24 protein-coding genes are annotated in these 24,097 nt (G+C 26.1%); 13 read left to right on the forward strand and 11 right to left on the reverse strand.

Translation table 11 applies throughout. The features are described 5' to 3' along the window. The first annotated feature begins 260 nt into the window (after positions 1-260). Both BABL1_RS00190 and BABL1_RS00195 read left to right on the forward strand, forming a co-directional pair. Positions 261-1,070 carry a M48 family metallopeptidase gene (locus BABL1_RS00190; protein ID WP_023790935.1) on the forward strand — a complete coding sequence of 270 codons (810 nt, stop codon included), beginning with the start codon at positions 261-263 and terminating at the stop codon, positions 1,068-1,070. Positions 1,071-1,182: 112 nt separating this feature from the next. Then, positions 1,183-1,752 carry an ankyrin repeat domain-containing protein gene (locus BABL1_RS00195; RefSeq protein WP_023790937.1) on the forward strand — a complete coding sequence of 190 codons (570 nt, stop codon included), beginning with the start codon at positions 1,183-1,185 and terminating at the stop codon, positions 1,750-1,752. A gap of 239 nt (positions 1,753-1,991) precedes the next feature. Here the strand turns inward: BABL1_RS00195 and BABL1_RS00200 are convergent, their stop codons facing one another. Both BABL1_RS00200 and BABL1_RS00205 read right to left on the reverse strand, forming a co-directional pair. Then, the gene (locus BABL1_RS00200) at positions 1,992-2,333 is read right to left on the reverse strand and encodes a hypothetical protein (protein ID WP_023790939.1); all 342 of its coding nucleotides are present in this window, start codon (positions 2,331-2,333) and stop codon (positions 1,992-1,994) included. Between the two features lie 107 nt (positions 2,334-2,440). Continuing rightward, positions 2,441-3,334 (reverse strand): hypothetical protein, encoded by an 894-nt coding sequence (locus BABL1_RS00205; protein WP_023790941.1) that lies wholly within the window; start codon positions 3,332-3,334, stop codon positions 2,441-2,443. A gap of 183 nt (positions 3,335-3,517) precedes the next feature. Between BABL1_RS00205 and BABL1_RS00210 the strand changes: the two genes are divergently transcribed. Continuing rightward, positions 3,518-5,053, forward strand: a complete 1,536-nt coding sequence (locus tag BABL1_RS00210; protein WP_023790943.1) for a leucine-rich repeat domain-containing protein — start codon at positions 3,518-3,520, stop codon at positions 5,051-5,053. A gap of 191 nt (positions 5,054-5,244) precedes the next feature. Here the strand turns inward: BABL1_RS00210 and BABL1_RS00215 are convergent, their stop codons facing one another. The 4 genes from BABL1_RS00215 to BABL1_RS00230 form a co-directional block, all read right to left on the reverse strand. Then, positions 5,245-5,442, reverse strand: coding sequence for a hypothetical protein (locus tag BABL1_RS00215; protein ID WP_023790945.1), 198 nt, complete (start codon positions 5,440-5,442; stop codon positions 5,245-5,247). Positions 5,443-5,457: 15 nt separating this feature from the next. Continuing rightward, positions 5,458-5,940, reverse strand: a complete 483-nt coding sequence (locus BABL1_RS00220) for an ankyrin repeat domain-containing protein (protein WP_023790947.1) — start codon at positions 5,938-5,940, stop codon at positions 5,458-5,460. 118 nt (positions 5,941-6,058) lie between these two features. After that, positions 6,059-7,825: an ABC transporter ATP-binding protein gene (locus BABL1_RS00225; protein WP_023790949.1), complete on the reverse strand. Its 1,767-nt coding sequence runs from the start codon at positions 7,823-7,825 to the stop codon at positions 6,059-6,061. A gap of 98 nt (positions 7,826-7,923) precedes the next feature. Continuing rightward, on the reverse strand, positions 7,924-8,451 hold the full coding sequence (locus BABL1_RS00230) for an inorganic diphosphatase (protein WP_023790951.1): 528 nt from the start codon (positions 8,449-8,451) through the stop codon (positions 7,924-7,926). Between the two features lie 183 nt (positions 8,452-8,634). On the opposite strand from BABL1_RS00230, the gene truB reads away from it, so the two are divergent. Next, a complete protein-coding gene (gene truB / locus BABL1_RS00235; RefSeq protein WP_023790953.1) occupies positions 8,635-9,342 on the forward strand; it encodes a tRNA pseudouridine(55) synthase TruB in 708 nt (235 codons plus the stop codon). A 21-nt stretch (positions 9,343-9,363) separates the two neighbouring features. On the opposite strand, the gene BABL1_RS05475 is transcribed toward truB, so the two are convergent. Next, positions 9,364-9,504, reverse strand: coding sequence for a hypothetical protein (locus tag BABL1_RS05475; protein WP_171814714.1), 141 nt, complete (start codon positions 9,502-9,504; stop codon positions 9,364-9,366). A gap of 381 nt (positions 9,505-9,885) precedes the next feature. Between BABL1_RS05475 and BABL1_RS05585 the strand changes: the two genes are divergently transcribed. The 3 genes from BABL1_RS05585 (at position 9,886) to BABL1_RS05480 (ending at position 10,712) form a co-directional block, all read left to right on the forward strand. After that, positions 9,886-10,071 (forward strand): AAA family ATPase, encoded by a 186-nt coding sequence (locus tag BABL1_RS05585; RefSeq protein WP_146617254.1) that lies wholly within the window; start codon positions 9,886-9,888, stop codon positions 10,069-10,071. After that, positions 10,022-10,372, forward strand: a complete 351-nt coding sequence (locus BABL1_RS00240) for a PD-(D/E)XK nuclease domain-containing protein (protein WP_023790955.1) — start codon at positions 10,022-10,024, stop codon at positions 10,370-10,372. Before BABL1_RS05585 ends, BABL1_RS00240 begins: the two co-directional genes overlap by 50 nt. 172 nt (positions 10,373-10,544) lie before the next feature. Beyond that, complete coding sequence (locus BABL1_RS05480; RefSeq protein WP_023790957.1) at positions 10,545-10,712, forward strand: hypothetical protein; 168 nt, start codon at positions 10,545-10,547, stop codon at positions 10,710-10,712. Position 10,713: 1 nt separating this feature from the next. Here BABL1_RS05480 and BABL1_RS00245 read toward each other — a convergent pair whose 3' ends face one another. After that, positions 10,714-11,952 (reverse strand): FtsX-like permease family protein, encoded by a 1,239-nt coding sequence (locus BABL1_RS00245; RefSeq protein ID WP_023790959.1) that lies wholly within the window; start codon positions 11,950-11,952, stop codon positions 10,714-10,716. Positions 11,953-12,192: 240 nt separating this feature from the next. On the opposite strand from BABL1_RS00245, the gene BABL1_RS00250 reads away from it, so the two are divergent. From BABL1_RS00250 to BABL1_RS05085, 3 genes are all read left to right on the forward strand, one after another. Further along, positions 12,193-13,572, forward strand: coding sequence for a D-arabinono-1,4-lactone oxidase (locus BABL1_RS00250; protein ID WP_023790961.1), 1,380 nt, complete (start codon positions 12,193-12,195; stop codon positions 13,570-13,572). 93 nt (positions 13,573-13,665) lie between these two features. After that, a complete protein-coding gene (locus tag BABL1_RS05080; protein WP_023790963.1) occupies positions 13,666-14,217 on the forward strand; it encodes an ERF family protein in 552 nt (183 codons plus the stop codon). Positions 14,218-14,366: 149 nt separating this feature from the next. Further along, on the forward strand, positions 14,367-15,290 hold the full coding sequence (locus BABL1_RS05085; protein ID WP_023790965.1) for an ankyrin repeat domain-containing protein: 924 nt from the start codon (positions 14,367-14,369) through the stop codon (positions 15,288-15,290). Positions 15,291-15,345: 55 nt separating this feature from the next. Here BABL1_RS05085 and BABL1_RS00265 read toward each other — a convergent pair whose 3' ends face one another. Together BABL1_RS00265 and BABL1_RS00270 are read right to left on the reverse strand one after the other, a co-directional pair. Further along, positions 15,346-16,581, reverse strand: coding sequence for an ankyrin repeat domain-containing protein (locus BABL1_RS00265; RefSeq protein ID WP_023790967.1), 1,236 nt, complete (start codon positions 16,579-16,581; stop codon positions 15,346-15,348). A 247-nt stretch (positions 16,582-16,828) separates the two neighbouring features. Further along, entirely contained in the window at positions 16,829-17,794 is a 966-nt protein-coding gene (locus BABL1_RS00270) for an ankyrin repeat domain-containing protein (RefSeq protein WP_023790969.1), read from the reverse strand. 275 nt (positions 17,795-18,069) lie between these two features. On the opposite strand from BABL1_RS00270, the gene ileS reads away from it, so the two are divergent. Next, positions 18,070-20,985 (forward strand): isoleucine--tRNA ligase, encoded by a 2,916-nt coding sequence (gene ileS, locus BABL1_RS00275; RefSeq protein WP_023790971.1) that lies wholly within the window; start codon positions 18,070-18,072, stop codon positions 20,983-20,985. 33 nt (positions 20,986-21,018) lie between these two features. Here the strand turns inward: ileS and BABL1_RS00280 are convergent, their stop codons facing one another. Then, positions 21,019-23,103: a molecular chaperone DnaJ gene (locus tag BABL1_RS00280; RefSeq protein WP_023790973.1), complete on the reverse strand. Its 2,085-nt coding sequence runs from the start codon at positions 23,101-23,103 to the stop codon at positions 21,019-21,021. A 78-nt stretch (positions 23,104-23,181) separates the two neighbouring features. Between BABL1_RS00280 and BABL1_RS00285 the strand changes: the two genes are divergently transcribed. After that, positions 23,182-23,553, forward strand: coding sequence for a hypothetical protein (locus tag BABL1_RS00285; protein WP_044601149.1), 372 nt, complete (start codon positions 23,182-23,184; stop codon positions 23,551-23,553). A gap of 13 nt (positions 23,554-23,566) precedes the next feature. Beyond that, on the forward strand, positions 23,567-24,052 hold the full coding sequence (locus BABL1_RS00290) for a hypothetical protein (protein WP_023790977.1): 486 nt from the start codon (positions 23,567-23,569) through the stop codon (positions 24,050-24,052). Positions 24,053-24,097: the final 45 nt, after the last annotated feature.

Here is a 24,097-nt window from a genome sequence, read left to right on the forward strand (position 1 = left end):
CAAAACCCTCAGGATATAATTGATAAAACTATTTCTATTAAGCATATCTTTAACCTCTAAATACTAAATTATATTTTTATATATTTATATATTGTAACTGAATTATTTAAAATATCAATAAAGATGCCATATTGAAAATATAATAATTTTTTAATTTTAATAAGAAAAATATTTATATTGAGATAATATAAAAATGTACCCCATTTTTAATAATTAAAAGACTAGTATATACTAAAGGTAAGATATGGAGGAAATTATCAATGGTAGAAATAAATAAAATCAATAAGATTACAAATAAAGTTATAATAAGTCTAATAATTCTGGGCATTAATTTTAATCTAAGTTCAGGTTTTTTTTCTTGTATAGACAAAATTAAAAATACAAGTTCTAATCTGGTTTCAAAAATATTTAACTTTGGACAGGAAAAACTAGACGAAAAAAATGAGGATTTTATCAAAGGTATGATCAATCGGTTTAAGATGAATAACTTTAATATAAATATTTTCAAAATGAATAATCATAGTCTTCAAAAATTTGGACAAAACAATGCATTTGTTTCATTTAGTAATGCCTATTTTAGTAAATCATTTTTAGATAAATTATCTCAAGACCAAAAAGAATTTTTAATAGCACATGAACTTATGCACATTAAAAATCAACATACATTAAAAATGATAGCAGTAACCTCAGGTTGTGCATTAACAACAGGACTCTTAAGCTATTATATTTCAAAATATATTGATAAAAATTATTTAAAGACTTATAAAAATAAACTTCCTAAAAAATTTCAAAATCTATTGAGCTCAAATTTGGTACTTAGTCCTGGATTACTAGCAATGTCAGCATTTACCTTGACATGCTACTCAAGATTTAATGAAAAACAAGCCGATAGAGATGCTGCTTTAAATTTAGGAGATATAAAAGGAGGAGTTAAACTCTTAGAATTGTTTAAGTCAAATCATAACAAGCCTAGCAATAGACTTTTTAACTATGTAAATAGTTGGTTTGGTACTCATCCTTCATCAAATGAGCGTATAGAATTACTTAAAAAGTTAAAAATAAATACTTAAAATTAACATAAAAATATTTTTATTGACAAAAGGAACTAGCTAAGTATTCTGAAACTTAGACTAATAATTATGTTATATGTTTATTTTAATTCAATTTAATAATAGGATAAGAATGAAATACAAAATACTATTAATTTTAAGTATATTAAATATCGATTTGATTTCTATGAAAGAGCAAAGTATAACAAATGATTTAGAACATCAAGCGGCTTTATTTCAGACATCAGAAAAAATATTTTTTCAATCATTCTTAGTAGAAATTAATCAAATAAAGGAATTTATAAATACTCAAGAACTATATTTAGATTCTGATGAGATTGCCAATTCTTTACAAAAAGTCTCAGATTTACTTACAGATAAACAAATTTTAAAGATAATTTGCTCAAAGACTGATAAGTCATCCATTTTTTATGAATTACTTATGATGGCTTGTAAACATAATCATTATAATTTAGTCAAATCTTTAATTACCAATGGAGTTAATATAGAAGAAGAGATTTATGAAGAAGCTTGTAAAATAGCAAAAAAATATAATGTTTATCAACCTACAGATAAAAACGTAATACAAAGTACGGTAGCAGATTGGATAGAACTTTGGAGGTTTACGAATAAATTACTTTATTTAAATGACCGTACAATGCAAGTGCCAATATTAGGTTGGTTGTCTAAAAATACATTATAAAAAGAATTGTAAATCAAGTTAATTTTACGGTAAATATATAACATAACAGTCTATAATCAGTAATTTATAAGTTAAATTAAGTTATTTAAAATATTGTATCCGTATTAATATTTCCTATTTCAGAATTCATAGAGTTGCTTTATAAATTAAAATAACATAAAGTGAGCTTTATATAATATTAGTAAAGAGAAAAGTATAATATTATTTATACTGATCTCTTTAATTTATTCATTATTTAATTAATAATAATAACCATCATAATAATAATTGTTATCGTAATAATACGGGCTAGTATAGCCACCATAATAAGCATAAGGTAATCCTAGTCCCAGACCTAATCCTAATCCTAAGCCTGTACCATAACCGTAACCACCTCTACCATATCCTCTTCCATATCCGCCATAACCATAGCCTCCTCTACCATATCCACCATGGCCATATCCTCCACGGCCGTATCCGCCCATATGGCCACCACCCATGTGTCCACTACCGCCATGGCCGCCGCCGCCACGCGATATAATAGCTGTATTGACAAACCCTGTAACCATTAGTAGTGCAAGCATAATATTTCTTAATCTCATTATTCACCTCCGTTTATTAATTTATAGAAAATTAATAGAACTTTACAAAATCAACGTAAGTAAAGTCCTATTAATTATTAAAATTAGATAATTTATTACCGGTATTTTTAGTCTATATAATGTATATCTGCTAACTCTGGATAATATTTTAATAAAGTAGACTTTCTAATAATAGCAGCTTTGACTTTCTTAGATCCTGATGGCATATACTTATCTATGGATTCAAGATCAACTTTATTCCAGCTCAAATTTGCTCCTTTATTTATCAAGTAGGGAGTAAAGTTTTTTGTTCCCTCCGGAAGAAGCGCTAGACTCATATCTATGAGTATACCGGTCTGTTGTAGCCCGCTACCTCTTATCACATCGATATCTACTGTTTGATTTTCACGCAATCCTAGTACAGAATCGTCTACTTTAGTAGAATTATTCGAATATTTATATAAAATAGTCTCTTTAATCAAAATAGGTTGTATAGCTTCATTGGTTAAAGTTAATTTATTAAATTTTCTTATATTACTTATATCAGAATCTTGCTTTGAAGTTCTTTTAACCTTTTCTATTACGAATCCTCCTAAAGGAGATCCTAAGGAATACTTATAACCTAAAAAAACCGTTAGATCTTCTGTTCCTAAATTTTTTTCTTTAATTAGATTCTCTAATTGAGAAGTTATATCTATAGAGGGAGTTTGAGTTCCTATTATTATTTTCTTCAAAAGTAATACTTTATCATTTAAATTTATAGCAGGCTCGATAACAAGACTATCATTTTTTACTACTTGAAAATCTTTCTTAGTAGTATTTGCTCCATTTTCTGAATTATAGGATATTTCTACTTTTAAGTTTGATCCAGTATTATTTTTTAAAGTTAGCTTATTAGCACCTAACTTTCCTATTTCTACAGTATGTCCTAGAGCAACACTATTCACTTGACTAAATTGAAGTATATTTACAATTAATATCATGGAAAACATGTAAAACAAAAACTTATTATACATTTTCATAATTCTTTCCCCTATAATTTTATGATCACTATTATACTTGCCTGCTCTTAATTCTATTATAGTATTATTTTACATTATAATATTAAATAATTTCAATAATTATATTTAATGGTGTTTACAAATTATCTAATATGATTTATAATTTTATAAAAGTAAATAATTTAATTAATTAAGGTGATAATTATGAAAGTTTTAAATAAAAGACATGTCTTAAATTTATTTTTGGCATTTTTATGCTTTAATATAAGTTATTCGGCATACAGTATGTTATTAGATACAGAAAGTAAAAAAACAACTTTATCTGATTATCTATTAAATAATCAAGTGAAATATAGTGCAAATACTGAAACTGTAGATTTAAAAGACTTAAGACTATCTGATGTAAAGGGTATATCTAAAGTTAAGGTTAAAGATTCGGAACTAAATTCTGAACTTATAGATCTAAAAGATATAAATAGGTGTTCTTTAATGATATCTAATAATTTATTAGTTATAATAGATAAGGATATTAAGGATTTAAAAAACTTGTATTGTTTAGATTTATGCTCTAATAAAATTAACAGTTTACCTGAAGAGTTTCAACATTTAATTTTTCTTGAAATATTAAATTTATCTAATAATAAAATTTATGCATTTCCTGCTGTAATTACTACACTTAATAGTCTAAAAATTCTCAATTTAAGTAATAATCTTTTAGAAAGTTTACCAGATTCAATATCAGATCTAAAAAATTTAGAAAAGTTAGATTTAAGCTATAATAAAATTAAAGAACTTCCTAAAAAGTTCTTCGAATTAGAAAGTCTACAAGAGTTATTATTATCTAATAACAAAATAAGTAAACTATCTAAAAAAACTAAATTTTTAATTAACTTAAGAATTCTAGATTTAGATAGTAACAATCTAGAGACAATAAAAAATTTAGATCAGCTTTCTAAATTGCAAGTTCTGGTTCTATCAAATAATAATTTGCAAAAAATAGATGATCTTCAAGGTCTTAGTAATTTAGTAGTCCTTATTCTTAAAAATAATAAAATTACTTCTATAGATTGTATATTAAACTTAAATAACCTAGAATGCATTGATCTAGAAAACAACTATATATCTACTATATCTCAAGATATTAATATTTTATCTAAGTTAAGAGAATTAAATTTAGCTTATAATAAAATTGAAGAAATGCCAGCTCTTAATTTTACTGAACTTACCCTATTAGATATAAGTAATAATCAATTAAAAAATTTAGACTTGCTTAATTTAATTAAACTTGAATCTCTTATTTTAAAAAACAATCAATTTAAAGTATGGCCCTCAAATTTAAAGTTATTAAAAAAATTGAGAACTTTAGATATGAGTTTTAATGAATTAGATAATATTCCTAAAGACGTAGAGACTTTAAAGAAGATAATGCAGATGAATTTTATTGGCAATAAGATTAAAAGTATACATTGCAATTTAAGAAATTTAAAAAATTTAAATTATATATACCTTTTGAGTAACCCTATTTCTAAATTATTATTTTATATGTTTAATCAAGATTCGCAAAAAGATCAGGAGAAACTAAAACAAGAATTTAGAGATACCTTTACTGTTCTTTATAATTTATATCAAAAAAAGATATTACATTTTTATTTTTTTGATGATCTTCCCTTGGAAGAAATTGAGAAATTGCCTATAGAAATTAGAAATATAATTTTAGGATATTTCTGTGATTTATTTTAATTAATATCCTTATGTTATATTAAAAAAATTAATGTTCACTTTTTTACCAAACTTTGGTCAAATAGTGTCTTGAAAACTTTTTTAAAATAAGAGTATTTTTGATATAATTGACTTGTTCAATATTTTTATATTGCCTTCAAATTTAAATTAAAACTCCCTCTTCAAGAGGGAGTCTAAAATAATAAATTATACTACTTTTTCTGACAGTGTTGATGTAAGATGTCACACCAATGATCAGATCCATTTTCACAAAGATATTTAGCCTTATTACAATCGTAGTTAATAGTATAATGTTTTGGGACAATTACAAAACCACCACCATTGTTACTATTAATAATGGTAGTTATATTTATAATTGTTAAAGATAAAATTAATAACTTCTTAATCATATTTTCTCCTTAAAGTTACATTTTTAATTTTATATACTCAATTATTTCTTTATTTCCTAAAGTTTGAGCAATATCTAATGCTGTATTTCCAAAATTATCTTGAATATCTAAGTTAGCTCTAGCATTAATAATCGTTTTAGCTATTTTATTACGGGAATTTAAAATAGCTAACATTAGAGCTGTTAGACCATGACTATTCTTTATATCTAGATTAACTTTGGCATCAGTAAGCAAATTAACTATATTTAGATTATTAGATAGAACTGCGATCATTAAAGGAGTATTGCCTAAAATATTTTCTTTAATATTTAAATTAGCTCTTTCTCTTATAAGATCTTTAACTTTATCTATACTACCAATAGTTATAGCCCATATTATATTATGAGAGGCAGTTTTTTCAATTTGACCTTGTTCTTTATCAACTTCCATGGATAACAAGCAATTATTCGAAAAACTGATAGATAATGACAAAATTATAAAATTTAATCTTTTTCTCATTATAATATTTTTTCCTAAAAATTATTTATTTTTAAGTATATATTATTAAAAATACAAAAAAATCAAGTAGGAAATCAATATTAATGCAAATAGGAAAATATTTAAGTGATATAATTAATTAAAAAGTTTCACCAGTTTGAAGTTTCCAAAGACGGGCATAAATTCCATTACGTTCTATAAGTTCATCGTGTTTTCCGGTTTCTATAATTGTTCCATTATCAAGAACAAAAATTTTATCGGCATTTCTTATAGTTGATAATCTATGAGCAATAATTATAGTAGTATGATCTTCTTCTATTGCCTCAAGAGATATTTGAATTGCTCTTTCTGTTTCATTATCAAGAGCAGAAGTAGCTTCATCAAATACAAAAATAGGAGCATTTTTTAATATAGCTCTTGCAATAGAAAGTCTCTGTTTTTGTCCACCTGATAATTGTAGACCCGATTGAGAAACTATGGTATTAAATTGTTCTGGTAAAGCCATAATAAAATTATAAGCCTGAGCCATTTTTGCTGCTTTAACTACTCTTTCAAGTGTAGCATTAGTTTGCCCATAAGCAATATTATCATAGATAGTTCCGGGCACTAGGAATAACTCTTGACTAACAAGTGATATTGTTTCTCTTAAACTTTTTTTAGTAACAGAGTTAATATCAGTTCCATCTATTAAGATTTTGCCTTGGGATATATCATAAAACCTAAGAAGTAGCTTAACAATAGTACTTTTACCAGATCCAGTTGAGCCTACAAAAGCAATGGTTTGGCCTGGTAAAATTTCAATATATAGATCTTTGAATATCTCTTTTCCATTAGGATAGGTAAAGGATAAAGAATCAAATATAATATGACCTTTAATATTGGTTGGTACTAATTCTTGATTTACTGTTAAATCTGTTATTTCAACAGGTACCTCTGCAATATCAAGTATTCTTCTTCCTGAGGTCATAGCTCTTTCATAAAGATCTACTAACCAAGCAAGATCAGCAAAAGGCCAAAGTAATCTTTGAGTTAAAAAAACCAATATGCTATAAGATCCAACTGCTAAAGTTCCATCAAGTACATATAAGCCACCTAAAACTAAAGTAACAATATAAGAACCCATAATTGCTATTCTAATTATAGGACTAAAAATAGAGTTAAATATAATAGAAATTTTATTAGCGTTACGATATGAGTCACTTGCTTGCTCTATGTTTTTACTTTCAAACTCTTCTGCTGTATAGGCCTTAATTGTAACAAGACCCAATATATTATGTGTAATTAAAGAAGATATTTTTCCTGCTGCTTGACGAGCTTTAAAGTAAGCTTTCTTTAATTGATTTTGAAAATATGAAGTAATGAACAGTATAATAGGCATAGAAGAAAAGGCAAACAAAGAAATCGTTGGAGAAATGTAAAAGAAAATAGCACTTACAGTTAAAGTGCTTACTAATAACTTTATTATATCATTGGCTCCATCATTAAAAAATTGTTCAAGAAGATTTATATCGTCGACCAAGATATTTAATAAGTTTCCTACACTTTTATCTTCAAAGTACCCTATTTCAAGAGATTGTAAATGATTATAAGTATTAACTCTAATATTATGCTGTATATCTTGAGCTATTTTACGCCATAAAAAAGAATGTACTAGTTCTGTTAGAGATTCCAAAATATAAGTAATAGCAGTTATAATACCCAAGGTAATAATTTGTGAACGTGGATTTAAAATGCCAAAATTAGATAAGAAAGAGGCTTCTTGATTCACTACTATATCTACCGCCATACCTATCAATAAATCGGGAAAAACATCGATTATCTTATTTATAGCAGAAAAAATAGATGCTATAAATAAAGTAAATTTATTAATTTGGGCATAATTTATAATTCTTCTTAAAGTATTCATTCGTTGATGAACCTAATAGTTACTTCATAATAATTAGACGTAATATTATGATAATATAAATATTATAGAAAGTGCAACTCAAATAACAAATATAATTCTTATTTCTTTTCATCCAAGAAAATTTGATGTTCAAGTCTTATAATTTCATGTGCTTGTTCTTTATCAAGCCAAGCTCTAAAATGAGTAGTTTTACCTTTTTCCAATTCTTTATATGCTTGAAAGAAATGTTTAATTTCATCTCTTAAATGTTCGTTAACCTGATTTAAATTATGAACATAGTTATAATAAGGATCATTTTCAGCAACTGCTATAATTTTATAATCACGTCCTTTTTCATCCTCTATATCTAAAGCACCTACAGGTCGAGCTTTTAATATGCAACCAGAAAAAGTAGGTTGTTTTATTAAAACAAGAACATCAAGAGGATCTCCATCTTCTGATCTAGTTTGAGGAATAAATCCATAATCAGTTGGATAAAAAAATGGAGAATGTAAAACACGATCAAGTACAATCGCATCAATATCTTCTTTATATTCATATTTATTATTAGAACCCCGAGGGATTTCTATAATAACATTTACACTTTCTGGAAAATTTTTACCAATTTTAATATGAGAAAGATTCATAAAGCAACACCTAAATTAAATTAAAAGTAAATTATAAAAAACTATATTCTTGAATTTTAATTAAAAAAACATTGAGATAATAATTATATTATTTTATCAAAAATTTATCTACAAGAATTTATAATATATGATAAAATAAGAATATAACTTAAATAATTAACAATTCAGTTTAGAAAGAGTCTAATGAGTAACTTATCAGGATTCATACTTATTAATAAACCTAAGGACATAACATCTTTTCAAGTTATAAGATATCTTAAAAAATTTTTACCTAAAAATACTAAAATAGGTCATGCGGGGACTTTAGACCCTTTTGCCACAGGTTTGATGATAATAGCAATATCAAGAGAATATACAAAAAAAATTAGTATGTTTCTCAATTCAGATAAAGAGTATATAGCAACTGCTCAATTAGGAATATTAACAGATACATTAGATCTTACTGGCTCAATTATAAAAGAATGTGATCATGCGATTACTCAAGATTCTATTCAAAATTCTATTGAAGAGTTAAAAGATAATTATGTACAAATCCCTCCTATTTATTCTGCTCTTAAATATCAGGGAAAAGCTTTATATAAATTAGCAAGAAATAAAAAATTATCAGAGCAAGATCTAAATAAAATATCTCAAAATAAAAAACGTGAGGTAAAAATATATAGTATAGATATATTAGAGTTTAATGATCCTTATTTAAAAATCAAAACTCAAGTCTCTCATGGAACTTATATTAGATCTCTTGTAAATGATATTGCACAAATGGCTGGTACTGTAGCAACTACTCAAGAATTAATGAGAACTAAAATAGATAACTATTCTCTTGATCAGGCACTTGAGCTTGAAAAAATCAAAGATGCAGAAATGATAGAGAAAAATTTGTTAAAAATTTAGTATCTATATCTTTATTATCTATTAAAGAATGCATAAAGCCACATTACCGCTACCGCGGCAGATATTCTTATAATAAATGGTAATCTCATTGCGAATAATTATTAAAGCGGTATTGCCTGCATTATCTTTGATTCCTATACTAGCTTTGGCTTGGATTAACATTTTGATAATTTTGAAATTGTTATTGGTGTAATGAAACCATTAAAGCTATTCTACCATAATCATCTGTAGCATTTTAAAAAGACATTTATATAAATTATTATATAAAGTGAAAGTCGATAATTTAACGAAAGCATACTTTGAGCAGTATAGTAGTATAAATTTTAGCATTCTTAAAGACATAGGCATTTAAAGCAGAGAGGTATTAGTAAATAATAAGTCATATTTGATATTTAATATGTTTAAGTTCATATTAAATTAATTAATATTAATTTTATAATTTATTTATTAAACTGAAATTAATAAAATATTAATTAAATTGTAAAAATAACTATCATAAGAAATAAAAAATCTTTATTAATGGTTATTATATTTTGAGAGATTATGATTTTAAAAAAATTACCAATATATATAAGCTCCTTTAAAGATATGATAGAGGGCAATTGTTTATATATAGATAAAACAAAATATATTTACGATCTTTTTATAAGAAAAAATCTTAATAATGAATTAAATATAATTGCTGCAAAAAAATATATTTGCTCATATTCCATATACTTTAACTGCTAAAGATCTCAAAGAAAAAGATTATCATATTCTAATTCAGTTTATCTTAAGTGTACTTTCTGGTAATGCTCAATCTGAGACTATTACTAATACCGGTAGAATTGACTTAATTTTAGAGACTAAGAATATTATCTATATCTTTGAATTTAAAGTTAATCAATCAGTTCAAATTGCTCTTCAACAAATAAAAGATAAAAAGTATTATCATAAGTTTTTAGATAAAAATAAAAAGATAGTACTTGTTGGCCTAAATTTTAATAATCTAGATAGTAATCTTGAATTTATATCAGAAGAAATTCATTAAATTTTATTAAATAATGCGAACTCAATATAAGCTAGATAGCAAAAGCTGATATTAATCTAAACTTATATTTATTTTGTCAATTTGAATTTTTTTATAAATTAATATTAAAAATATTGCGTATAATGTCTGTTAAATGTTATATTTATAATAAAAATATCTATGGGAGAAAGTAATGAAGCTAACCAAGAAGGGATCTTTTATCCCAAAAGTTATAACTAGGAAGATAAAAGCTAATCTTAATGTAAGATCAGCTGGATCTGAACAAGTAAGAAATCACGAAGTATCAAAAAGTACCGGTCGTTTTTTTGGACAAAAATGGTATCCTACTCGCGATAAGTAATTTAAAAGGCCTCACTTTTGAGTATTTGAGCAATATCTATATCTTTAGTTCTTCTAATTGGAACTATGGTGACTAGTAAACTTATAACAATTACTCCAAGTAAAATAAACAAAGCTATTTTTATATTCATAAGTGCAGGCAAATAATTAACGTAGTAAGCGTCAGGTACTTTTATTAATTGATGATGATCAATAATATAACTGATAAGCCAAGCTGCTAAAATACCGATTATAGAAGCACTAAGAGTTAGTATAAACGAAATAAATATAAAAATTAATCTTATAGAACTATTTTTCATGCCATGTGCCTTAAGTAAAGCTATATCCTTTCTTTTATGAGTAATTAACATAAATAATAAAGAAATGATATTCATAGTAGCTATAAGTGTAATTAATAGCAAAATAACTACCATTGCAAGCTTTTCAAGAGCTAAAGCTGAAACAATTGCTGGATACAGATCTTTCCATGAGAAAACTTCTAATTTTAATCTATTTCTTAAAAGGTCTATTACATTTTTATTATCTTTAAAATCTTTATGTAACTTGATATTTACCCCTGTAGCGCCATGCTGAAAAATGTCTTGAAACAAATCTAAAGAACTTATAATAATATGTTCATCAAATTCATTTATACCGGTTTTAAATATACCCATTATTTTTACAGGTTCAGAATGTAATGTTATATTGTTATTATCTATTTCTTGATCTGGATATAATAAATCTATAGTATCCCCCACGTTAACTAAAAGTTGTTGTGATAAAGTTTGACCTATAAATATATGTTTATATTTTAATAATTTTGGCCAACTTTTTATATCTTTATAAGTACACAACATCATATCTTTCAACCCACTAACTAAAGGTTCATTTTTTGGGTCTATTCCTTTTATCATACCTAAAGTGTGTATATTTTTGTTTTTTTGATTAGATTTCAATATAATTTGTCCAATAGAAAAAGGACTTGCTGCTTTTATATATTTTTTGAATTCGTTCATAAGTACTGGTTTCAGTTTATCAAAATTAATCTCTCTTGATCTGGTATTGATAATGACATCAGAATGAATGCCTTGTAATTTCTTACATGTAGCCTTCTCAAATCCATTCATAATAGCGCATATCAAAGTTAATGCAAAAACACTAATTAAAATACTTAAAAAGCATACTTTGGCCATAGAAGAAATCGATCTCTCTTCTTTAAGATTGCCCAAATATTTAAGGGCTAAAGATAATTCAAAAGACATATATCAGACTCTATTAAATAAAATATTATATTACTATAGATAATAGGATAAAACTTATTAATTATAAATCAACTAATTAAATAGGTAATTTTTATTAGAGTTATATGTTTATATGTTTCAAAATATTTGTTTTGGCTTATATAAAGTTTAAAGGACTTAATCTTTCATTGACGTGATTATAAAGCTACTATAGATTATATGCAATTTATTAACAAGAAATCAAAAACTTTAAGGAAGAAAATGCATATTAAAAAAATTCTGGCTTTATTGTGTGTTTTTAATTGTTTTTACATTTTAACTCAAGATGATTGGTCTGTTTGGGGAGATAATCCTGTTCTTTATCCAAAAGATGTATTTTATCCTAATAATCTTGAAGAAGTTATATCTATAATTAAAAAAGCAAACCTTGATAATCATAAAGTTAAAGCAATAGGATCATGTCATTCATGGAGTAACTTAATTAATACTAATGGATATATTATAAATACTGATAAGTTAGATAAGATATTATATGTAGACAGAGATAATAAAAAAGTGAAGGTGGAATGTGGTATTAAATTAAAAGATCTTTTTAGTTTTTTAGCACAAGAAAATCTATCTTTACCTAATCAAGGATTTATTGCCGAACAAAGTATAGTTGGTGCTATTTCTACTGGTACTCATGGAACTGGTCATACAGGAGTACTTTCTGATTTTATTTCTGAATTTGAAGTTATTGATTCTCAAGGCAATTTTTATAAAGTAACTAAAGATACTAACTCAGATTGGATACCTTTTTTACGTATAGGTCTAGGTGCTCTTAGTTTTATATATTCAGTAACTATTGAATGTGATAATTTGTTTATATTAAATCATAAGAGAGTTTTATCAACTTGGCAGGAGGCTATGGATAATTATAAATCTAATTATCAAAATAATGATTATTATATGTTTATGGCTCATCCTACCTCAGATATGGTTTTGAACTTTTTTTGGAATAAAACAGATAGTGTTACAAAAAGGCGATTTATTTATGATATTCCGGAAAATATAGTGACTAATGCTTTTTTATCAAGAGCTGCAGTAAGATCTTTAAAGTATGCCCCTCAAGTTGGAAGTAGGCTTATAGAGCTATGGTTATTTGGTATGCAGAAAGATTCTCATAATCAGTATAGCTATTTAAGTTTATCGCCTTTAAAGGATCCTATTTCTGTTGAATATTATATTGAAGTTGAATTTGGTGTACATATTGATGATTTTAAAATTGCAATAGATAAATTCAAAGAACTTTATAACTCTTATGAAAATCAAGGTTATAATTTAACTGCTTTATTAACCTGCAGATTTAGTCCAGGTTTTGATAAATCGTTTTTGAGCATGTCTTATAAAAGAGATACTGCTTATATAACTATCAATATAATTAATTATTTTGATAAATACTTGGAATTTTTTAATAAACTTGAGCAGATGCTAGAACCTTATTTACCAAGACCGCATTGGGGCAAATTTCATCTATTAAACAAAGAAAAAATATGTAATTTATATGGCCAAGAAACTTTTGATCGATTTAATGATATTAGAGATAAATTGGATCCTAATAGAATGTTTTCTAATGATTTTATAGAACGTTGCTTTGGTTAGTAACTTTTAATATTATTTATTTTGAGCTTTTGTTATTAATATATAAAAAAGTTATAATTAATATGAGTATATTTAACTAAAGTAAAGGGAAAAATGGAGTTAAAAGAAATATTAGAATCCGGCATAAAGCAGATTTTGGAATCAATTTTAGATATCAAAAAATATATTATATCACTATACAATAAAACGCAAGCGAGTTCTACTCCTAATAGAAGTGAAAACTTAAATGAACTGTTTACAGCGCTTGCTAAAGCTCAAGGGGAAATGAAGATAGCCAATGAATTATGTGAAAATCCTTATTTTAAATCTAAATATGCCAATTTAGCAGAAATCGTTAAGGCATCAAGACCAGCTTTGAGTAAAAACGGTTTATCAGTTATACAGCAGATATTAAGCGATGATGAAGGCCGAATGCTCTTATGTACTATTTTATCGCATGCCTCTGGTCAATGGATAGAAAGTAGAGTGAGAATTATACCTCCTAAAAATGATGTTCAATCTATTGGATCTTATATGACTTACTTAAAGCGTTATTCTTATGCATCAATTGTAGGAGTAGTAACCTCAGATGAGGATGATGACGGCGAAAGAGCTGTTGCTGATATGAGAAATTCTTATTTAAAGAATTTAAAGCAAAATCCTTAGAAATTTTTATTATATTGCTATCTTATTAGTTTGGGCTATTATTATCTTTAATTTTAGCATTATATCTACTACCCTTGACTGTTTTTTTGCTATTTGTATAATTATATATAATTAATGCTGATTTTTATTAAATAATAAAAAGGTTAAAAATGTCAAAAATAATAAAATTTATAAGTTTAATATTATCATGCTTTGCATCTTTTAATATAATATGCATGGAAAGTTTAGAATCAGGAATTTTAACTATTGATAAAGAGTTGTTAATATCAACTTTTATTCAAGAAGGTGTTAGAAGAAGTTGGAGTAATATTTTTGATTTTTATAATGAAAAAAATGACAAAGAATTTGATAGATTCATTTGTATGCTCCGTAGAACTTGTAAAAATTTTAATGAAGTGTTTAAAAATTTATATGACGATCCTTATAATATTGAACTTATAGAGAAATATAAAGAAGAGCAATTTCAAGCTTTATTTAATCTATTGAAAAATGAATCTGAAAAGGAACATAAAAGTGCTTGTGATGATGAGCTTAATGAAAAGAGCTTGACTGTTCAATTAGAAGGAATTTTAAAATCTTATCTATTAGCCAAAGAGGACTTAATAAAATGTATTAAATTAATTATGGCCGGCGCAGATGTTAATATTAAAAGCCCTATTTATAAAGATACTTTACTGTTTAGGTGTTGCGGACACAGGGATAATACTTCTTTAGTAAAAATACTTATATTATTAGGTGCACATGTTAATTTAAGTAGAAGCGCTGGAGTTACTGCTTTAATGAGAGCGTCTCAAAATGGAGCTGTTGGTATTGTTAAGTTATTAATTAATGCGGGTGCTGATATTAATGCTTACAATATGGCATCCAAAAATGCTTTGATGCATGCTTGTGACTTAAGTGCATTAGATACTGATGCCGTTGCTAAGTTATTGATTGATGAAGGAATTGATCTTTATCATAGAGATAACTTTGGTAGATTTGCCAGAGATATAGCTGTTACAAATCGTCGTATGATCATAGTTAATTTAATAGATAATGCATTAAGAGAGATCAATAAAAAAGATGTTATTTAATTTATCAAAATCAGATATATTAAAAAAAGAGCTAGTATTTATACTAGCTCTTTTTTTAATTAAATTCCGGAGCTGAAGGTTCTGTTTGTTTTTTTATATAATTATCAATTAATTGAACTATCTTATTATGTTTATTGGATAAAGCAATATCTTTAGCAGTTTTTCCAAAACGATTAATTAAATTAACATTTGCTTTATGTTCAAGAAGCATTGCTAAGATATTAGGATAATTGTTCCTTGCAGCATACATGAGCGGAGTATAGCTTAATGAAGTATCTTGAGTATCTATTACTGAATTATATTGAAGTAGCAATCTTACAATTTCTTCATAACCATGTTTGGATGCATAGTTCAGAGCATTACAATTTAAAGTATGAGAATAAATATCGGGATTAGCTTTATTATCAAGAAGCAACTTGACTAGATTTATATTATTTTTTTCTACTGCAATTATTAAAGCAGTTTTGCCATGAATATTTTGTTCATTTACATTTGCTTGATAAGTAAGAAGCAATTTTACAATTTCTTCATTGCCTTTTTCGACTGCTTTCATTAGTGGTGTATATTTAAGAGAAGCAGTTTGTGTGTTAACTATTGATTCATTATCAAGAAGTAATTTAACTAGTTCTAAATTGTTATTTTCAATTGCTATGAATAAAGCTATTTCTTCATCTTTATTTTTTATATTAATTTCTGTTTTACGCTTAATAAGTTCATTTGCTAATTCAATATTTCCATTTTGACAAGCATACATTAAAGGTGTAAAGCCATTTAAATCTTGTACATTTATGTTTTTTGAATAGCATATTATAAGCTTGACAAAATTGACTAAATTAATTTTTTTGCTAATCAAAAATAGTATATCTTTGAGCAGATTATCGTTTCCCAGTAGTATCATAGTTACTAATTGGGTTTCTATTTCCTTTGAATAATTGTCATCTTTTTCTATTTTATTTAATACTTTATTTGCTTCATTTAAGTTTAAGTTTTCGTTTTTATAATATTTCTTTAAACGTTTTTTAGTTTTTTTAACTATATCTTTTATAAATAGTTTAAAGTCATGATTTACTAAGTGTAAATTCTTAAGAGAAACAGTGGTATATTCGATAATTTGAAAAATATTGTTACAACTTTTGATGTAAGGTATTATAACTTTTTTTAATATTCTTAGCTTTATTTCATTAGGCATATATTCTATATAATTTTTTGGAGCTTGCTCCATAGAAAGTATTTTGCTATTGCATATCAAAATTGTTGTCATACTTAAAAATAATATCAATATTTTTATCATATTATCCTAATTTATATTTTTAATTATTAATAAAAATTAGACACCGAGCTCTATACTAATTTATTTTATATAATTAAACAAGATTATGTATAAAATTACCGACTTTTTTAATATATTTTTTTAGCTGCAAGGTTTTTAATGTTAGTGCTGAGGAGATTTTTAATGAAGAGGAAAGTAAATTTAACTGATGATTATCTAATTCATTAGATATAAATTTTTATTTTAAGTTTGGTTTTCATAGTTTTATCTATGTTGATTTTTTACTATCAATCAGTTTTATTATTGTATCAAATTTAGATTTTAATTCTGAATTATCATAGCATGTCTCGCTTTGTTGAAGAGCTATATTTTTTGCGGTATGACCCCAGTAGTTTTCTATAGTAGTATTGGCATTTTTATCAAGAAGTAATCTGACTATATCTATACATCCATAGTATGATGCATACATTAATGCAGTCCAATTTTTTTCACTTACTTGATTAACATCACTCCCTGCTTCTATTAATAATTTTGCAATGTCTATTTTATCATTCATGATTGCTTGTATTAATGGTGTATAGCCAGTATTTAAAAAGGTGAGTGAAAGATTTAAATCTGCTTTGTTTGCAATAAGTATCTCTACTATGTCTTTGTGGCCTTCGCAAGTAGCATGATTTAAGGCTGTATAACCATCTTGATCTTGTATATTAATCTCTGCTCCATAACTTATTAAGTCAATAACCAATTTGCTATATCCTTCTTGACAGGCTTTCATTAATGCTGTTTGTCCCTCGCGATCTTTGGCGTTTATATCCGCATGATTATCAATAAGCAATTTTACTAGACTTTCATCATTATTATTAGTTGCGCATATTAATGGAGTAACTTCTTCAAAACCATATTTAATATTAATATTTGTTCCTTTACTTAAAAAGATAGATATTAATGAATGAAAATCAGGATTTGTTATTATTTTTATTATTGCAGGCTGCTTGTACGGACTACTAAGAAGTATATTAGGATTGGCGCCTTTTTCAAGTAATTTAACTATTTTTATTATATTTTTTTGACTATAGTTTTCTTGTAGTACTTGTCTTAATTTAAATGAATATCTTATATCTCTTATTTTCTGCAATAGACTATATTCTGTCGTTGAGTGGCTTTCAATCATAGATATAACTAAATTTTTATTAATTATTAAAAATATTAGTAGTAATATAGTTATTTTTTTCATTTATTGATTGTTTAAAAGTTGTAAAATATTTTATTACTTTTAAAAGTATGTTTTTTTTATGGTCAAGTCAATATTTTAATTAGCCAATTTAATTAATGATATAATTTGTAAAATTTATACTAATTTTATAAGGCAATTAATATTAAATTTGCAATAAAATCATAATAGATTTAAACTTATATATACTAAAATGGTTAATAAATTTTTAGTAAATTATTTTAATAATAATACAGTAATAATAATTGGAAAAATAATTTTAAGAAAGGTCTTTTGATATGGCGGAGAAAAATACGTCACAAGCAGCTCAGAATTCTAGTAATGATCAATCTAAAAAATACAGTCAAACTTTAAATTTACCTAAAACAGATTTTCCTATTCGTGCAAATAATGCAATAACTGATATAGAACTGATTAAAAGATGGGAAGAAGAAGATTTATTTAGTATATCTTTTAATCATAATAAAGGTAAAAAAAAGTTTGTTTTACATGACGGTCCTCCTTATGCAAATGGCAATATTCATCTTGGTGGAGCTTATAATAAAGTTTTAAAAGATATAACATGTAAAATTAGACGTATGTCTGGATATCATGTACCGGTGACACCTGGCTGGGATTGCCATGGGCTACCTATAGAACAAAAAGTGACTAAAGAGAACCCGGGACTTGATAAAGTTGAATTGAAAAAAGCGTGTAGAGCTTATGCAACTCATTGGATCGATATCCAAAGAAATTCTTTTAAATCATTAGGTGTGCTTATGGATTGGGCACGACCTTATATTACCATGTCCTTTAAATATGAATCAACTATTGTAAGAGCTCTTAAGATTCTTGTTCAAGAAGATTTAATAGAACGCAAAAATAAAACAGTACCTTGGTGTCCTCAATGTCAAACAGTTTTAGCATCAGCAGAAATCGAATATCATAATAGAAAAGATCCATCTATTTATGTTCTTTTTAATATCGATGAAGTTGATTCAAGAAAATTATTTGGTATAGATCAAAAAATTAATTTAGTAATCTGGACAACTACTCCTTGGACTCTGCCTCTTAATAGAGCTGTAATTGCTCATCCTGATGCTGAATATGTATTACTTGAAGTTAATAATCAATTTTTAGTAGTTGGTGCAAAAGTTAAAGATAAGTTATTAAGTACTTTAGGGGTGAATGCTAAAGAAATTAAAACTTTTAATTCTGGATTTTTTAAAGGATTAAAAGTTAATCATCCTTTTATAGATATTAAAGTTCCTGTTATCTTTGATGATTCTGTGGGTCTTGATGAAGGAACTGCGTTTGTTCATTGTGCTCCTGGATGTGGTCCTATTGATTATGAAATCGGAGTTAAAAATAATTTAGAGATATATTCACCAATATCTCCAGATGGACGATATACAACTGATATTGAGCTTAAAGATTTAGTTAATATGCCTGTTCAAGATGGTCAGATTTGGGTTATAAAAAAGTTACAAGAGCTTAATAAGTTACTATATAAAACAACTATTAATCATAGCTACCCGCACTGTTGGCGTTGTAGAGGCGGATTAATATTTAGAGCTACACCTCAATGGTTCTTTGATTTAAATAAAGAGAACATCAAAGATAAAGCGTTAAAAGCTATACAAAAGATTAATTTTATACCTGAAAATGGACGTAATTTTTTAAAAGCTACTGTTGAAAATAGATGGGAATGGTGTATATCAAGACAAAGAACTTGGGGAGTCTGTATACCTGCTTTAATATGTAAACATTGTTCTTATGGATTTTTAGACGTAAGTGTAATGGAAAAAGTAGAAAAGGGTATAGAGAAAGAGGGAATAGAATATTGGGATAAAGTAACCGTTGAGCAATTAACAGAAAATAAAATCGTATGTCCTAATTGTAAACATCAAGACTTTGAAAAAGAAAAAGATATTTTAGATGTATGGTTTGACTCTGGAGTGAGTCATTATGCAGTGCTTTATGATAATCCTGAATTGTCTTTTCCTGCTGATTTATATCTTGAAGGTGTAGATCAACATAGAGGATGGTTCCAAAGTTCTTTATTAACAAGCTTGGTTGTTGAAAAAGAACCAGCAATGAAAAATATTATGACTCATGGATTTATAGTAGACTCCAAAGGCCAAAAAATGTCCAAATCTCTTGGTAATGTTGTACTTCCTGAAGATATAATTAAGAAAATTGGGACTGATGGCTTAAGATTATGGGTAGCAAGTATAGGTCCTGATAGTGATCCTATAGTTTCTGATGTATTGCTTCAAAATGTTTCAGAGGTATATCGTAAGGTAAGAAATACTTGTCGATTCTTATTATCTAATTTATATGATTTTGATATAGAAAAAGATGCAGTTGCTATAGATAAATTAATGCCTATAGATCATTATGCAATGGAAGAGTTGGAGCGTTTTAATACTAAAATGATTCAAAATTATTTTGAATATAATTTTACTGGAGTTTTTCATGGTCTTGCTCAATATTTTCCTGTAGAGTTAAGTGCATTTTATTTAGATATAGTTAAAGATAGGCTATATGTTGAAAAATTTGATAGTTTTGAAAGAAGATCAGCTCAAACTGTTTTATGGTATATATTAGATACTGTAACTAAGCTTATGGCGCCTATAATGTCATTTACAGCTGAACTTATTTCTGATCATTATCAATATAATAAAGAGCAATCCATACATTTACAATCTTTTGTAGATCCTGTTAAATTGCATAAATTAGTTTATCCAGACTCTGCTGTAGTGGCTGATAAAGAGCTGTTTTCTGATTTGAATAATGATATTCAAGAGCATTTTAAATGTAATACAGAAAATGCTATTAAATGGTCGGAATTGAAAGATATAAGATCTCTGATATTAAAAGCAATTGAAATTCAAAGAGAGAAAGGGTTGATTAAGCATTCTCTAGAGGCTAAAGTGACTCTATTTATTGACTTAGACCATTATAAAGAAGTAAAAGAATTGTTTGAGGATATTGAAAATAGAGGATTCTGTTTATCTCAATTTTTAAGAGAGTTTTTGATAGTTTCTCAAGTAGAACTTTTATCAAAATCTTTAGATAAAGTTTTAGAAAATGGTTTAAATATAAAAGTAGAACAAGCAAATGGGGTTAAATGTCCTAGATGCTGGCAATGGAATTGCGATAATAATCCTGAAAATTTATGTAATAGATGTTATTTAGTTCTTAATAGATAAAAAAAGGGCAGTGCTTCAAACACTGCCCTTTTTTTAAGATATTGCTTGAGAAATATTATTAATAAATTGATTTATATCTTTTACGTATTTTCTATATTCTGCTAGATTAAGATCTTGTAAATAGCTATATTTCTTTTTAATTTTACTATTTACATTAGTATCTTTTTGAGGATCTTTGATTACAGATTCGGATATATTAAGACCATGATATTTAGCTTTTTCTGCATTTACTTGTTTATTTTTTTCAAGATTAAGTACATTATACAAATTATTATTTATATCTTTGATAGTTTCGCTGTTTTTTAAGGCTGCTTTCAACTCTTTTACTTCATCTGCATCTGTTACTTTTTTGCCAGGTTCGACTTTGATTTTTTTCAAAGCTTGCCAAATATCTTTTATCTTAATTTGATCTAAATATGTTTTTAAGTTTTTAATAGGTTCTTTTTGTTTATCACCTATAGATTTATTAACAGTTGGCGATATAGGGCTTGTTTTAAGATAGTTACTTAAGCCTTGGTTAATATCTTTTAATTTCAATTTTTCTTTTTTTGGTTCTTGATCTTCTTGACCTGGTTGTTTTGGCTTTTCGATTTCTATTTCTTCTTTTGCATTTGATAGCAACTTGCCTAATTCTTTTATGTTTATTATGCTTTCTATTTTCTTAGATTCATCTGAATTTGATTTTTTTTCTTTATTGTCAGATTTTTCTCCGACTTTTTCAGTAGGTTTTTTATTCTGATCTTTTTTATCAGAAACTCCACCTTTTTTCTCAGGAGCTTTTCCACCGCTTGGTTTTTTATCAGAATCCGATTTTTGATCTAGTTTTGGAATAGTAAAATCATTTTTTTGAGGCTCTGGTCTATGTTGAGGAGTAAACGGTCTTGCTTGGTATTTTTTTTGATTTTCTTGAGCTAAATGACGATAAAATTCTTGATATTCTTCGTCTTTTGGATATTTAAACTGATCTCTTGCTGATGGAGTTACTCGTATTGGTTTTTTAGATTCTACTAAGATTTTCTTTTGTTGTTCTTCATATGCTTTTACTTTTGCAAGCTCTTCTGGTTTATGTTTTTCTAATAGTTTTTTAATATCTGATAAAATATTAAATATAGAGTTTGATAGCTCTAATTTTATATTATTAAAGGCGTCTATTGAAGCTTGTTCCAAATTTTGTTGAATTGCTATTTGATCTTTTATAGTTCGATCTATTAGAGCTTTTTCTTTTGGATCTTTTAAAGTATCATATGCATTTTGAATAAAACTAAAACTTAAACGAGCTTGTTTGATCCTTTTTTCTATTTCTTTTTCAGTTAGTCCTTCTTGTTTTAGACTTTCTCTTAATATTTCTGGTTGATAGTTAGATTTTAAATTATTGTAAGTTGTGTCTATTTCTTCTAATGTAGCATTAATTGGTAATTCTAAAGCTTCATAAGGGTTTTCCAAATCATCAAGACTTACTTCATTAGTTTCTATATTAGGTTCATTTTTTAGTAAAATCTTGTAAATATTTTCAAGATTCTTATATAAATTACTAAAGTCTGGCTCTAACAAATGTCTTGATATCTCAGGATCAAGTGATATATGTAAAAGATAGGTCAATTCATTTAATTCTTGACTTAATCTTTCAATAGAGTTGCTCATATATTGACTCATACTAACTTTTTGTCTAAAGCTTGATAAATACTTTATTGTATCTTGAATCATTTGAATTATGTCTTTGGTATTTTCAATAGGCTTAATTTCTGGTTTTTGTACAATAGGAGCTTCTATTTTTGCTGGTTTTTCGTTATTAGCATTTCCATTAGTCTCCTCATTCTGTTTATCTATCCAATTAAAAATATCATCAGGATTAGAAGGATCAAGTCCTTCTTCGACCATCATCTTTTCCATCTCTTTTCCAAGTTGTGTTAAAAACTCTTGTTCTTCGGGTGGTAAATTGTTTATTGCTGAAAGAAACTGTTCTAGTTCTTTTGCGTCTTCTTCGCTTAAATTGAGAGCTTTTAAATCTTCATCACTTAAAGCAGGAGAACTATCAACGGCTTTAACAGGGATATAAAAAATGGTATTTATGATGAACATTATAAGGTATAAAATATGTTTGATTTTTGAATATTTCATATTTTCTTTCCTTTATACTTAAACAAGTGAAATATAATTATTTTATTTATATATTATATTGATATATCTATGATAAATATGTCTATTTTTAATTTTAGTTTATCTAGACGCCAAAGTCAACTTAAGGGATTTCTTTTGCTAGAAATATCTATAACTATTGTTATGGTTATGGTGATAAGTCTTTATCTATTTAAATGGTATAGTATGGTTATTAACAATCATACATTATTTATTAAGAAATCTAATGCTTTAATGATGGCTTCTAATGTTATAGAGAAGATAAGATCGGATAAGAAGATTAATAAACTCACTTATAATGAGGGAGATTTTGATATTGATGTAAAATTAGAGAAAGTAAAACAATTAAACAATTTTTATTGGTTAAAAGTAACTGTGGGCTTTAATAATAATTTAGAGCATATAATTTTTAAAACCGGTCTAATTTTATGATTTAACATTGGTTATGAAAAGAGCTTTTACTTTAATTGAAACTTTAATTTATATTTGGGCAATAATGCTTCTGAGTTTAGTATTTATAAGTATGATGGACTATTACTTGAATTTGAGATTAAGTATTATCAATATTCATTCTGAAGTTGAAATAATAGTAGGCTTTAAATTATTACTTGAAGATGTTAAAAATGTTTCAAGTTATAATGAAGATCTTAAGCTTATTGAAGAAAATAGCTTGATTTTTAAGCATAAAAATAATTATTATCAATGGGTTGTGATATCTGGTAGGCTATATAAAATTATTGGGAAACGCTTTCAAAATAAAAATTGGGTTAAAAGAAGATCTAACTTAGTAGCTCAAAATATCAAGTCTCTTAAATTTGATTTTGTTAAAGATCTTAATAATAAGATTATCGGGATTAATGTATTTCTTGAGAGTGTTAAAAATAAAAAATATTATGGTTTTGTTTGTTTAAATAATGGTATTGTAATTTGATTATAGTTAATTTAATAATTTTATTAATATTTTTTTATAACTATA

The sequence above is a fragment of the Candidatus Babela massiliensis genome (assembly GCF_000513475.1).
Classification (GTDB): Bacteria; Babelota; Babeliae; order Babelales; family Babelaceae; genus Babela; species Babela massiliensis.

Coding starts and splice junctions, on each gene's coding strand:
- BABL1_RS00230 (WP_023790951.1), bottom strand. CDS start 8,451: ATGAATCTTTCTCATATTAAAATTGGTAAAAATTTTCCAGAAAGTGTA.
- BABL1_RS05475 (WP_171814714.1), bottom strand. CDS start 9,504: ATGTTAATCCAAGCCAAAGCTAGTATAGGAATCAAAGATAATGCAGGC.
- BABL1_RS00250 (WP_023790961.1), top strand. CDS start 12,193: ATGCATATTAAAAAAATTCTGGCTTTATTGTGTGTTTTTAATTGTTTT.
- BABL1_RS00280 (WP_023790973.1), bottom strand. CDS start 23,103: ATGAAATATTCAAAAATCAAACATATTTTATACCTTATAATGTTCATC.
- BABL1_RS00270 (WP_023790969.1), bottom strand. CDS start 17,794: ATGAAAAAAATAACTATATTACTACTAATATTTTTAATAATTAATAAA.
- truB (WP_023790953.1), top strand. CDS start 8,635: ATGAGTAACTTATCAGGATTCATACTTATTAATAAACCTAAGGACATA.
- BABL1_RS00225 (WP_023790949.1), bottom strand. CDS start 7,825: ATGAATACTTTAAGAAGAATTATAAATTATGCCCAAATTAATAAATTT.
- BABL1_RS00220 (WP_023790947.1), bottom strand. CDS start 5,940: ATGAGAAAAAGATTAAATTTTATAATTTTGTCATTATCTATCAGTTTT.
- ileS (WP_023790971.1), top strand. CDS start 18,070: ATGGCGGAGAAAAATACGTCACAAGCAGCTCAGAATTCTAGTAATGAT.
- BABL1_RS00190 (WP_023790935.1), top strand. CDS start 261: ATGGTAGAAATAAATAAAATCAATAAGATTACAAATAAAGTTATAATA.
- BABL1_RS00245 (WP_023790959.1), bottom strand. CDS start 11,952: ATGTCTTTTGAATTATCTTTAGCCCTTAAATATTTGGGCAATCTTAAA.
- BABL1_RS05480 (WP_023790957.1), top strand. CDS start 10,545: ATGAAGCTAACCAAGAAGGGATCTTTTATCCCAAAAGTTATAACTAGG.
- BABL1_RS00210 (WP_023790943.1), top strand. CDS start 3,518: ATGAAAGTTTTAAATAAAAGACATGTCTTAAATTTATTTTTGGCATTT.
- BABL1_RS00205 (WP_023790941.1), bottom strand. CDS start 3,334: ATGAAAATGTATAATAAGTTTTTGTTTTACATGTTTTCCATGATATTA.
- BABL1_RS00285 (WP_044601149.1), top strand. CDS start 23,182: ATGTCTATTTTTAATTTTAGTTTATCTAGACGCCAAAGTCAACTTAAG.
- BABL1_RS00265 (WP_023790967.1), bottom strand. CDS start 16,581: ATGATAAAAATATTGATATTATTTTTAAGTATGACAACAATTTTGATA.
- BABL1_RS05585 (WP_146617254.1), top strand. CDS start 9,886: ATGATTTTAAAAAAATTACCAATATATATAAGCTCCTTTAAAGATATG.
- BABL1_RS00215 (WP_023790945.1), bottom strand. CDS start 5,442: ATGATTAAGAAGTTATTAATTTTATCTTTAACAATTATAAATATAACT.
- BABL1_RS00200 (WP_023790939.1), bottom strand. CDS start 2,333: ATGAGATTAAGAAATATTATGCTTGCACTACTAATGGTTACAGGGTTT.
- BABL1_RS00195 (WP_023790937.1), top strand. CDS start 1,183: ATGAAATACAAAATACTATTAATTTTAAGTATATTAAATATCGATTTG.
- BABL1_RS05080 (WP_023790963.1), top strand. CDS start 13,666: ATGGAGTTAAAAGAAATATTAGAATCCGGCATAAAGCAGATTTTGGAA.
- BABL1_RS00290 (WP_023790977.1), top strand. CDS start 23,567: ATGAAAAGAGCTTTTACTTTAATTGAAACTTTAATTTATATTTGGGCA.
- BABL1_RS05085 (WP_023790965.1), top strand. CDS start 14,367: ATGTCAAAAATAATAAAATTTATAAGTTTAATATTATCATGCTTTGCA.